Raw genomic sequence first — 11864 nt, 5'->3', positions numbered from 1 at the left:
TAAGCGAGATACCTTTTTCTTTTTTAGAACAGGGAGAACAATAGACCAATAAGTGCTACTCGGAATAAAATTGCGATAAGTGCAGCAATTCCACCGACAACTGCAGCGATACCGCCAGTTACAGTAGCTCCGCGATTATAAGCGTAAATACCGAGTAAAACAGAAACAAGACCAAATAGTGTTGGAAATGTAAATAGCGATAAGATAGATAGCGCAAGAGCGATAAAACCAGCAGTTGATCCAGCAGCGGACGATTTTACAACATCTTTATCGTCTTTATCATCGTAATCATAATCAATGCGTTGTGGTGCAACCTCAGCGGCGTACTCTTCTTTATAGTCACTATAATCACTATCTATTCTATCTCTTTTTTTATAATCATCAAATTTCTCAGTCAAAGTCATGACTCCTTTCATAACAAGGTTCAATAGTAGTATGTATCTCTTTTTCTTTTTTATCCCGCTATTTGTGGGAGTCGAGCTACGTACACATCCCACTGATTAAAGTTTCACTATACCGGAGCATGTACAGGGAGTAGTATCTTTTAAAAGAAGGAAAATGTTTTTTTGAAATAGGAAAAGTTAGTATGACTTCCTCTATTTTGGAAAATATAAAAAGGAATAATGAGGAAAGGGTGCAATACATAATGGAACATCCAATTGAAAATTTAATGAAAACGGCAATGACAAATTTAAAAGAGATGGTAGATGTAAATACAATTGTTGGGAGCCCGGTTTCAACAGCTGACGGAAATGTAGTATTAACGGTATCTCAAGTGGCTTTTGGTTTTGGAGCTGGTGGAAGTGATTTTAAAGGGGATTTCATCACTGAAAAACATAACGGTGGGCAAAATCAGCATAAAGAGAACAAACAACGGCATCCATTTGGAGGAGGAAGCGGGGCTGGGGTTTCCATTAGTCCAGTAGCTTTTTTAGTAGTTGGTTCTAATGGGGTGCAAGTATTACATCTCAACAGCAGTACACATTTAATTGAAAAGGCTTTAAATACTGTACCAAGCACTGTAGATAAATTTGTGAATGGTCGTCAAAAGTGAACTTGCATTTTTTAGGAATTATGATATATTAGAAAAAGTGCGCTTTAGGATGATCGGAATAATTGAAATGTAAATATATATGATGTGTGGAATAAGGGAGAGGAATTTATGATTAATATCAAAAACTTAGTAGTTGGCTTATTTATGTTAGTAAGCGGCTTTGTTGTATATGTAATAAAAGAAAAAGCTCCATTCTAAAACAGACAAACCGTTAATGTCTGTTTTTAATTTGCGGAAAAAAGTTGACAAGTTATTGTATTGGTGTTAAAATTTTAATTCGTGTCTCGGTTACAGCTAGTGTAAAGTAAATATCTCTTATGAATGCAATACGAAAAGTTTGCGAAAGATCGGGTAATTTTATCAACAACTTTTGTGAACAAACCCTATAAATTGTATTTGTAAGCTATATATGTATACTAGTGAATCAAGGAGCGGTCAGTGGAACCGTAATGATGAGAGAGAGGTAGGGCTTTCATCCAGTATATGTTACTTTCCCGTTAGGTGAATATAAAAAAGAGGACTCCTTTTAAAAGGAGTCCTCTTTCATTTTTTAAGTGCGACTTTCAACTTGTTGACAAATTTCATCCGTTGTTAAACCGTGAGCTGTAATGACTGATCCTTTAATTGATGTATCTGCAATGCCCATCACATTAGAATCTTGCCCAGTTACAATGCAACAATCACACCCTTGTGCATCCTGTTCTGAGTTAAGTGTAACAACTTCATGACCTTGTTGTTGAAGAGCTTGTTGAACGTCTGTTAATGAGTTTTCAACGCCAATTCTAGCCATAATTATCACCTCCTACCATCTAATTGCTAGTATGCTCAAGTTCACTGCATATATTTATGAAAAGACGGTAGGAAGTAAATCTTTGTTTAGTCGTTATATACGCCAGTAAGCATTTGACTAACGAATTGATCGTTTAATGTATCTTGTGCTGAAGAAGTATTTGAATGGATGTCGATTGAAGCAATAAAATGATTATGTTCTTTCGTATTTGGTTCTACCTCTACGTAATTATCGAATTTACAAAAACCTTTCGTATCCATTAGATCAAATAATTGCAGCATTTCTACTACCTCTTGTCTCGTTCCTTTAATTTGTACACACGCCATATTTATTTCCTCCTTTATTTTGACAAATTGTTTTTTAAAAATAGGATTATGATTACGAAATGAAAAATATGAATGTTATTTTTAGACAGCGCTATTTTTGTTATTTTCCCCCTTTTTCAGCAAAAGTCGTTATATATTCCCAGATTTATAAAATAGGACGTCCGTTTATTGAATACAATAGATTCGTATCAATTGATGAAAATCCTTCTTTTAAACAAATATTTTTTTTAGTGGAAATTGGCGAAAAAATTTTTGACTTTTTTGTAAACGTTAACAATGTTGTTAAATCAGTATAAGTAAAGAAGTACGTACGAATAAAAATTATAAATTTTCTAAAAATTCACTTGATTTATTTAGAAAGGAGAGTAAACTAGGAAACAATAAAAAATTCATAGAACATAGGAGGCGCTTCTAGTGAATGAGCAATGGATTTTCTTAAATGGAGAATTTGTTCCAAAAGATGAGGCAAAAGTTTCAGTATATGATCATGGCTATTTATATGGCGATGGAGTGTTTGAAGGAATTAGAGTTTATAGCGGTAATGTTTTCCGTTTGAGAGAGCATCTTGTCCGGCTGTATGAATCAGCAAAATCAATCCTTTTAGAAATTCCATATTCATTAGATGAAGTAACAAATATTGTTGTTGAGACGATTCGACAAAATAAATTATCTAATGGATACATTCGCCTTGTTGTATCAAGAGGAGCAGGAAATCTTGGATTGGATCCCGATTCATGTAAGAAGCCGAATGTAGTAGTAATTGCAGAACAATTATCTTTATTCCCACAAGAATATTATGAGAAAGGGATTCCAGTTGTAACAGTTGCAACGCGCCGAAATCGTCCCGATGTTTTATCCCCTCAAGTAAAATCTTTAAATTACTTAAACAATATTTTAGTTCGTATTGAAGCGAAATTAGCTGGAGTACAAGAAGCACTTATGTTAAATGATCAAGGATATGTAGCTGAAGGATCAGGAGATAACGTGTTTATTGTTAAAGGAAATAAATTAATTACACCACCAAGTTCTGCTGGAGCGTTAGAAGGTATTACACGAAACGCCATTTTAGAAATCGGCGAAAAACTTGGGTATGACGTAAGAGAAGAGTTATTTACAAGACATGATGTATATGTAGCTGATGAAGTGTTTTTAACAGGAACAGCTGCTGAAGTGATTGCTGTTACGACAGTAGATGGTAGAACGATTGGCTTAGGGCAAACAGGTCCACATACGAACCGTTTATTAAAAGAGTTTCGTAAGTTAGTTGTAGAAGATGGAGAGAAAATTTACGAAGAAAATAAAGTTGGATAACAACTTTTTTAACATAAGAAAGCGTTGATAGGGAGGAGTAGTTGATTGTGAAGCCTCACAGAGAGTCGGTGGTTGCTGAAAACCGATGGTTCACGTCGACGAACATCGCCCTTGAGTGCTAAGCTAAAGCATTTGTCTAGGCTTAGACGGTAGCTCCGTTATTAGCTAGATCCATTTATGGATCACTGAGGCAAGAGTATTCTTGCGAAGAAGGGTGGTACCGCGAAATCTTTCGTCCCTTCAGCACATAGCTGGAGTGTGGACGTAGGATTTTTTTATTGTATAAAAGTTTGAAAAAGGGGGCTTATAAGAACAATGTCTTCAAAAACGGAAGAGAAACTGGCAACTGGTGCACAGCTATTGTTAGAAGCGCTAGAAAAGGAAGGCGTAGAAGTGATTTTCGGTTATCCGGGTGGTGCCGTTTTACCTCTCTATGATGCATTGTATGATTGTGAAATTCCGCATATTTTAACAAGGCATGAGCAAGGGGCAATTCACGCTGCTGAAGGGTATGCCAGAATTACAGGGCATCCAGGGGTTGTAATTGCAACGAGTGGGCCAGGTGCTACAAATGTAATTACGGGTCTAGCTGATGCGATGATTGATTCATTGCCACTTGTAGTATTTACAGGCCAAGTAGCAACAACGTTAATTGGGAGCGATGCTTTTCAAGAGGCAGATATTATGGGACTTACGATGCCAGTGACAAAACATAACTATCAAGTACGAAAGGCCTCAGATTTACCTCGAATTATTAAAGAAGCATTTCATATTGCTAAAACTGGAAGACCAGGACCAGTCGTTATTGACCTTCCGAAAGATATGGTAGTCGAGAAAGGTGAGCAATGTAGCAATGTACAAATGGATTTACCGGGATATAACCCTAATTATGAACCGAATCTACTTCAAATAAACAAATTACTCAAAGTAATTGAAACTGCAAAAAAACCGTTAATTTTAGCTGGAGCGGGTATATTGCATGCGAAAGCTTCGAAAGAATTGACAAATTTTGCTCGTAAATATGAAATCCCTGTTGTGCATACATTACTTGGTCTTGGTGGTTTTCCACCAGATGATGAACTATTTCTAGGGATGGGAGGAATGCATGGTTCTTATACAGCCAATATGGCGTTATATGAATGTGACTTACTCATTAATATAGGCGCGAGATTTGATGATCGGCTTACAGGGAATTTAGCTTATTTTGCTAAAGGGGCTACTGTTGCGCATATCGATATCGATCCAGCAGAAATCGGGAAAAATGTGCCAACTGAAATTCCTATTGTTGCAAGTGCTAAGCGGGCATTGGAAGTATTACTTGAACCAGAAGGGGGAAAAGAAAATCATCATGAATGGATCACTTTATTAAAGGGGAGAAAAGAACAATATCCATTCTCTTATAAAAGAAATTCTGAAAGTATTAAGCCCCAATACGCAATTGATATGTTATATGAAATTACGAAGGGAGAAGCGATTGTAACAACAGACGTTGGGCAACACCAAATGTGGGCAGCCCAATATTATCCGCTGAAAAATCCAGATAAATGGGTAACTTCTGGTGGATTAGGAACGATGGGGTTTGGATTTCCAGCAGCAATCGGTGCGCAAATTGCAAAGCCTGAAGAATTAGTTATTGCAATTGTTGGTGATGCTGGGTTTCAAATGACTCTACAAGAATTAAGTGTATTAAAAGAACACGCTTTACCCGTTAAAGTATTTATTTTAAATAATGAAGCTTTAGGAATGGTAAGACAATGGCAAGATGAATTTTACAATCAAAGATATTCACATTCTTTATTACCATGCCAACCAGATTTCGTCGCTCTTGCGAATGCATATGGCATAAAAGGTGTTCGTATTGACGATCCACTTCTTGCAAAGAAGCAAATCCAGCATGCTATTGAATTACAAGAGCCAGTCGTAATTGATTGTCGTGTACTTCAATCAGAGAAGGTTATGCCGATGGTTGCGCCAGGAAAAGGTGTTCACCAAATGGAGGGAGTGGAAAAAGGGTGAAGAGAATTGTTACAGCGACAGTTCGAAATCAAAGTGGTGTTTTAAACAGAATTACAGGGGTTATGACACGAAGACATTTTAATATTGAAAGTATTTCAGTAGGTCATACAGAATCATCAGATATATCACGAATGACGATTGTTGTACACGTTGAAAGTGAACAGCAAGTGGAGCAGTTAATTAAACAACTGCATAAGCAAATTGATGTACTGAAAGTATCAGATATTACAGAAGAAGCGATGATTGCTAGAGAGCTTGCTCTTATTAAAGTAGCAACTTCTGTAGCGAGGGCAGAATTATATAGTTTAATTGAACCGTTTCGAGCCGCTGTAATAGATGTTGGGAAGGATTCCATAGTTGTGCAAGTAACAGGTACGCAAGATAAAGTAGAAGCGTTAATTGAATTACTTCGTCCATACGGTTTGAAAGAAATTGCTAGAACAGGTGTAACAGCATTTACACGTAGTATGAAAAAACAAGATAAGCAAGTTATGTTAATTCAATAATCATTTAAATATAGGGGGAAATGAAAATGGCAAAAGTTTATTATGAGAAAGATGTAACAGTAAATGTATTAAAGGAAAAGAAAGTAGCAATCATCGGATATGGCTCGCAAGGTCATGCACATGCGCAAAATTTACGTGATAACGGATTTGATGTAGTAGTAGGTTTAAGAAAAGGTAAGTCTTGGAATAAAGCGAATGAAGATGGATTTTCTGTATATACAGTAGCAGAAGCAGCGAAAAAAGCTGATGTAGTAATGATTCTACTGCCTGATGAATTACAACCAGAAGTATATGAAGCTGAAATTGCACCAAATTTACAGGCTGGAAACTCTCTCGTGTTCGCACATGGATTTAATGTTCACTTTGATCAAGTAAAACCACCAGCTAATGTAGATGTATTTCTAGTAGCGCCAAAAGGACCGGGGCATCTCGTACGCCGTACGTTCGCCGAGGGCGGGGCTGTTCCTGCATTATTTGCAGTATATCAAGATGCAACAGGAGTTGCGACTGAAAAAGCACTTTCTTATGCTGACGGAATTGGAGCAACGAGAGCTGGTGTACTAGAAACGACGTTTAAAGAAGAAACAGAAACAGATTTATTTGGAGAGCAAGCTGTACTCTGCGGCGGAGTGACTGCACTTGTAAAAGCAGGGTTTGAAACGTTAGTTGATGCAGGATATCAGCCTGAACTTGCATATTTTGAATGTTTACATGAACTGAAGCTAATCGTTGACCTTATGTACGAAGGTGGACTTGAAAATATGAGATATTCAGTTTCAGATACAGCGCAGTGGGGAGACTTCGTATCAGGACCACGCGTTGTTACTGAAGATACGAAGAAAGCGATGGGGGCAGTATTAGCAGAAATTCAAGATGGTACATTTGCAAGAGGCTGGATTGCAGAGCATAAAGCAGGAAGACCAAATTTCCATGCGACAAATGAGAAAGAGAATAAACATGAAATCGAAGTAGTTGGACGTAAATTACGTGAAATGATGCCTTTCGTACAGCCGCGAGTAAAGGTAGGGGTTAAATAATATGAAGCAGGTTTTGTTCATGGATACAACGCTTCGTGATGGCGAACAATCACCAGGAGTAAATTTAAATGAACAAGAGAAATTACAAATTGCTAGGCAATTAGAGAGGCTTGGTATTCATGTAATGGAAGCTGGATTCGCGGCAGCTTCCGAAGGTGACTTTCAATCGGTAAAACGTATTGCGAATACAATTCAAAATGCTACGGTTATGAGTTTAGCTAGAGCGAAAGAAAGTGACATTCGAAGAGCATATGAAGCTGTGAAAGGTGCTGTATCTCCTCGTCTACACGTATTTTTAGCTACGAGTGATATTCATATGAAATATAAACTTTGTATGTCAAAAGAAGATGTGTTAAATAGTATTCATCGCTCGGTTACGCTTGGAAAATCATTATTTCCGACAGTACAATTTTCTGCAGAAGATGCGACAAGAACATCGAGAGCATTTTTAGCTGAAGCAGTAGAAATTGCAATTCGAGCAGGAGCGAATGTAATTAATATTCCGGATACAGTTGGATATACGAATCCAGAAGAGTATTATTCTCTTTTTAAATACTTACAAGAATCCGTTCCATCATATGAAAAAGCGATTTTTTCTTGTCATTGTCACGATGATCTTGGTATGGCAGTAGCAAATTCGTTAGCTGCGGTTGAAGGAGGAGCATTGCAAGTAGAAGGAACGATTAATGGCATTGGAGAAAGAGCAGGGAATGCAGCGTTAGAAGAAGTTGCGGTAGCTCTTCATATTAGAAAAGATTTTTATAAAGCAGAGCCTTCAATGACTTTAAAAGAAATTAAGGCGACGAGTATATTAGTAAGCAGGTTAACGGGTATGGTTGTACCGAAAAATAAAGCAATCGTTGGAGCGAATGCATTTGCTCATGAATCGGGCATTCACCAAGACGGGGTTTTAAAAGAAGTAACAACTTATGAAATTATCGAACCAGCGCTTATAGGAGAATCTCAAAATCTCTTTGTACTTGGGAAACATTCTGGCCGTCATGCGTTTACGGAAAAAATGAAAGAGCTTGGTTATGAATTTACAAATGAAGAGCGAGATGCGGCATTCGAAGCATTTAAAAAATTGGCTGATCGTAAAAAGGAAATTACTGAAGAAGATTTACGCGCACTTATGCTTGGTGAAGCAGCATTTGCAGCTCAGCAATATAACATTACGCAATTACAAGTGCATTTCGTATCAAATAGTACACAATGCGCAACAGTTGTGCTGAAGGATGAGGAAGGAAATGTATATGAAGATGCAGCCACTGGTTCTGGTAGTATTGAAGCGATATACAATGCGATTCAAAGAATTTTAGGATTAGAATGTGAATTGGCAGATTATCGCATACAATCTATTACACAAGGTCAAGATGCACTTGCTCACGTTCATGTTGAATTAAAAGAAGGTAGTCACCAAATATCAGGTTTCGGAGTTGCGCAAGACGTATTGGAAGCGTCGGCGAGAGCTTATGTCCATGCAGCAGGGAAATTAAAATCTCTTATAGCGCTTGTGAAATAAATATTTGATAGGTGAGAGAAGCTTTCCTCACCTATTAAATTAAAGTTCTGAAAATTCAGTTAAAAGGAGTGTTAAAAATGGAAAAACGTATCGTTTGTTTAGCTGGTGATGGTGTTGGTCCAGAAGTAATGGAAAGTGCGAAGGAAGTATTGCATATGGTAGAAAGGCTATATGGACATCATTTTCATTTGCAAGATGAGTACTTTGGTGGTGTTGCTATCGATTTAACTGGGCAACCATTACCACAGCGAACACTTGCCGCCTGTTTAGCGAGTGATGCGGTTTTACTTGGAGCAGTAGGTGGACCAAGGTGGGATAGTGCGAAAGAAAGGCCTGAGAAAGGATTATTAGCATTAAGAAAAGGACTTGGTGTATTTGCGAATGTTCGCCCTGTAACGGTAGAAAGTGCAACTGCACATTTATCACCATTAAAAAACGCTGATGAAATTGATTTCGTTGTCGTTCGTGAATTAACAGGCGGAATTTATTTTTCTTATCCGAAAGAGCGAACGGAAGAAGTGGCGACAGATACACTTACGTATCATCGCCATGAAATTGAACGTATCGTTTCGTATGCTTTTCAATTAGCGAATAAGCGGAAGAAAAAAGTAACATCTATTGATAAAGCGAATGTTTTAGAGTCTAGTAAATTATGGAGAACTGTGACAGAAGAAGTAGCACTTCGCTACCCAAATGTGGAAGTAGAACACATTTTAGTAGATGCAGCAGCTATGGAATTAATTCGGAATCCAGGAAGATTTGACGTTATTGTAACGGAAAATTTATTTGGTGATATTTTAAGTGATGAGGCTTCAGTATTAGCTGGATCATTAGGAATGCTTCCATCAGCAAGTCACGCTGAAAAGGGGCCTTCATTATACGAGCCTATTCACGGATCAGCACCGGATATTGCGGGGAAAAATAAGGCGAATCCAATTGCGATGATGCGTTCTGTTGCAATGATGCTTGGGCAATCGTTCGGATTAACGAGAGAAGGATATTCAATTGAAGAAGCAGTTTCTGCAGTCCTTAAATCAGGAAAATGTACAGCAGATATCGGGGGGACTGAAACGACAACTTCATTTACAAAGGCAGTTATTCAAGAAATGGAAGAGCAAGCGTTAGTAGGGAGAGGAAGATAATGGGGAAAAGGTTACTAGATAAGCTTTGGGAAAGACATGTAGTTGCGACTAATGAAAATGGATTGGATTTATTATATATCGATCTACATCTTGTTCATGAAGTAACGTCACCGCAAGCCTTTGAAGGCTTGCGGCTTACAAATCGAACAGTCCGCAGACCAGATTTAACATTTGCAACGATGGATCATAATATTCCAACGAAAGATGTTTGGAATATTACCGACCGCATTGCGAAGCAGCAACTAGATACACTTCGGGAAAACTGTAAACAATTTCAGGTGCCATTAGCGGATATCGGAGATGAAGAGCAAGGGATCGTTCATGTAATAGGACCAGAACTTGGACTCACACAGCCAGGAAAAACGATTGTTTGTGGTGATAGTCATACAGCAACACACGGTGCTTTTGGCGCACTAGCGTTTGGTATTGGTACGAGTGAAGTGGAACATGTATTGGCGACGCAAACGTTATGGCAACGAAAGCCGAAAGCAATGGGCATTGAGTTAAAAGGAAAGTTACCGCAAGGTGTTTATGCGAAAGATATTATTTTACACCTTCTTTCAAAGTACGGAGTAGCAGTTGGAACAGGTTACGTAATGGAATTTTACGGAGAGGCCATTCATGCTATGGATATGGAAGAGAGGATGACGCTTTGCAATATGGCAATTGAAGGGGGAGCAAAGGCTGGCATTATTGCACCAGATGAAAAAACGGTTGCTTACGTAAAAGGGCGTAAATATGCACCGAAAGACTATGAATCTATTAAGAAAAAATGGTCAGAACTTTATACAGATTTAGATGCAGTTTATGATTTACATATTCTAGTAGATGTTACGGATTTAGCGCCGTACGTTACGTGGGGAACAAATCCTAGTATGGGCGTTCGGATCGATGAGAAATTGCCAGAAAAGCATGATGCAAATGACGAAAGAGCGTTTTCTTATATGGGATTGAGTCCCGGACAAAGTACGTATGACATTCCAGTTCAACATGTTTTCATTGGATCTTGTACAAATTCCAGGCTTTCTGACTTAGAAATTGCTGCATCTGTCGTGAAAGGTAAAAAAGTAAAAGAAGGTGTGCGAGCACTTGTTGTACCTGGATCTCAAAGGGTAAGAGAAGCAGCGATGCATAAAGGATTACATCGCATATTTGAAGAAGCTGGATTTGAATGGAGAGAGCCCGGATGCTCAATGTGTCTAGGTATGAATCCAGATCAAGTGCCTGAAGGGGAACATTGTGCCTCTACGTCAAATCGCAATTTTGAAGGAAGACAAGGAAAGGGAGCACGAACGCATTTAGTTAGCCCGGCAATGGCGGCAGCGGCTGCGTTATATGGTCATTTTGTTGATATTAGAAAGGAGAGTTATGATGGAGCCATTTCGTATTCATAAAGGTACTGCCGCAGTACTGATGAATGATAACATTGATACAGATCAAATTATTCCGAAGCAATATTTAAAGAGAATTGAAAGAACTGGGTTTGGGAAGTTTTTATTTGATGAGTGGCGATATGATAATAATCGCCAAGAAAACCCTAATTTCCCGCTTAATGCACAAGAAAGAAAAGGAGCCAGTATATTAATCACAGGTGATAATTTTGGATGTGGCTCGTCAAGAGAACATGCTCCATGGGCGCTTGCTGATTATGGTTTCCGCGTTATTATCGCTGGAGGATTTGCCGATATCTTTTATATGAATTGTATGAAGAATGGCATGTTACCGATTGTAATGGATAAAGATATGCGTGAACAACTTGCTAAAACAGATGCGAGGGAACAAATTACAGTTGATTTAGAAAATGAAATAATGACAACGAATACGCATAGATTCCATTTTACAATCGAGAAAATGTGGAAAGAGAAGTTATTAAATGGTTTAGATGAAATTAGTATTACAATGCAATATGAACAAGAAATAAAAGAGTATGAAAGAAAAGTGGCTTTACATTAAAAAAGTGACGGAATATTAAAAATGTATTTACATTCAAAATTAACTGTTATATACTATGTGAAAATCAGAGGAGAAAGGGAGTAAGTATTATGAATATCGTGCAATCTATTACAATGCTTACACAACTACATCATCATACATGAAACCCTTGAACCTAGCGTGAAAACGTGTAGGTACAAGGGTTATTCCCGTTGTACCTACACTCTA

14 protein-coding genes and 1 other annotated feature are annotated in these 11864 nt (G+C 37.9%); of the genes, 11 read left to right on the top strand and 3 right to left on the bottom strand.

Annotated elements, in window-relative coordinates; all coding sequences use genetic code 11:
• Positions 1–23 precede the first annotated feature (23 nt).
• A complete protein-coding gene (locus tag ACTFR8_RS07230) occupies positions 24–398 on the bottom strand; it encodes a hypothetical protein (protein ID WP_000136535.1) in 375 nt (124 codons plus the stop codon).
• 188 nt (positions 399–586) lie between these two features.
• Here ACTFR8_RS07230 and ytfJ point away from each other — a divergent pair, with 188 nt between their 5' ends.
• Complete coding sequence (ytfJ, locus tag ACTFR8_RS07225; RefSeq protein ID WP_001986234.1) at positions 587–1054, top strand: GerW family sporulation protein; 468 nt, start codon at positions 587–589, stop codon at positions 1052–1054.
• 108 nt (positions 1055–1162) lie between these two features.
• The gene (locus ACTFR8_RS07220; RefSeq protein WP_000608227.1) at positions 1163–1252 is read left to right on the top strand and encodes a hypothetical protein; all 90 of its coding nucleotides are present in this window, start codon (positions 1163–1165) and stop codon (positions 1250–1252) included.
• A gap of 352 nt (positions 1253–1604) precedes the next feature.
• Here ACTFR8_RS07220 and ACTFR8_RS07215 read toward each other — a convergent pair whose 3' ends face one another.
• Both ACTFR8_RS07215 and ACTFR8_RS07210 read right to left on the bottom strand, forming a co-directional pair.
• Positions 1605–1844, bottom strand: a complete 240-nt coding sequence (locus tag ACTFR8_RS07215) for a YkuS family protein (protein ID WP_000101017.1) — start codon at positions 1842–1844, stop codon at positions 1605–1607.
• A gap of 86 nt (positions 1845–1930) precedes the next feature.
• Positions 1931–2170, bottom strand: coding sequence for a DUF3911 family protein (locus tag ACTFR8_RS07210; protein ID WP_000752512.1), 240 nt, complete (start codon positions 2168–2170; stop codon positions 1931–1933).
• 59 nt (positions 2171–2229) lie between these two features.
• Between ACTFR8_RS07210 and ACTFR8_RS07205 the strand changes: the two genes are divergently transcribed.
• The 9 genes from ACTFR8_RS07205 (at position 2230) to leuD (ending at position 11657) form a co-directional block, all read left to right on the top strand.
• Positions 2230–2466: a hypothetical protein gene (locus ACTFR8_RS07205; RefSeq protein WP_000794204.1), complete on the top strand. Its 237-nt coding sequence runs from the start codon at positions 2230–2232 to the stop codon at positions 2464–2466.
• A 118-nt stretch (positions 2467–2584) separates the two neighbouring features.
• Positions 2585–3481 carry a branched-chain-amino-acid transaminase gene (ilvE, locus tag ACTFR8_RS07200; protein ID WP_001005487.1) on the top strand — a complete coding sequence of 299 codons (897 nt, stop codon included), beginning with the start codon at positions 2585–2587 and terminating at the stop codon, positions 3479–3481.
• Between the two features lie 15 nt (positions 3482–3496).
• Positions 3497–3724 (top strand) — a binding site (T-box leader).
• A gap of 72 nt (positions 3725–3796) precedes the next feature.
• Entirely contained in the window at positions 3797–5497 is a 1701-nt protein-coding gene (gene ilvB, locus ACTFR8_RS07195) for an acetolactate synthase large subunit (protein WP_000095832.1), read from the top strand.
• Positions 5494–6003 (top strand): acetolactate synthase small subunit, encoded by a 510-nt coding sequence (ilvN, locus tag ACTFR8_RS07190; protein WP_000822952.1) that lies wholly within the window; start codon positions 5494–5496, stop codon positions 6001–6003. The genes ilvB and ilvN overlap by 4 nt, the downstream gene beginning before the upstream one ends.
• Before the next feature lie 26 nt (positions 6004–6029).
• The gene (gene ilvC / locus ACTFR8_RS07185; protein ID WP_001151749.1) at positions 6030–7040 is read left to right on the top strand and encodes a ketol-acid reductoisomerase; all 1011 of its coding nucleotides are present in this window, start codon (positions 6030–6032) and stop codon (positions 7038–7040) included.
• 1 nt (position 7041) lies between these two features.
• Positions 7042–8562 (top strand): 2-isopropylmalate synthase, encoded by a 1521-nt coding sequence (leuA, locus tag ACTFR8_RS07180; RefSeq protein ID WP_000815753.1) that lies wholly within the window; start codon positions 7042–7044, stop codon positions 8560–8562.
• 77 nt (positions 8563–8639) lie between these two features.
• Positions 8640–9704: a 3-isopropylmalate dehydrogenase gene (gene leuB / locus ACTFR8_RS07175; protein WP_000415386.1), complete on the top strand. Its 1065-nt coding sequence runs from the start codon at positions 8640–8642 to the stop codon at positions 9702–9704.
• On the top strand, positions 9704–11098 hold the full coding sequence (gene leuC / locus ACTFR8_RS07170; protein WP_000518102.1) for a 3-isopropylmalate dehydratase large subunit: 1395 nt from the start codon (positions 9704–9706) through the stop codon (positions 11096–11098). Before leuB ends, leuC begins: the two co-directional genes overlap by 1 nt.
• Positions 11076–11657 carry a 3-isopropylmalate dehydratase small subunit gene (leuD, locus tag ACTFR8_RS07165; protein WP_000433189.1) on the top strand — a complete coding sequence of 194 codons (582 nt, stop codon included), beginning with the start codon at positions 11076–11078 and terminating at the stop codon, positions 11655–11657. Before leuC ends, leuD begins: the two co-directional genes overlap by 23 nt.
• Positions 11658–11864: the final 207 nt, after the last annotated feature.

The sequence above is a fragment of the Bacillus cereus group sp. MYBK15-3 genome (genome assembly GCF_051916765.1).
Classification (GTDB): Bacteria; Bacillota; Bacilli; order Bacillales; family Bacillaceae_G; genus Bacillus_A; species Bacillus_A cereus.
This window is presented reverse-complemented; position numbering and strand designations above follow the sequence as displayed.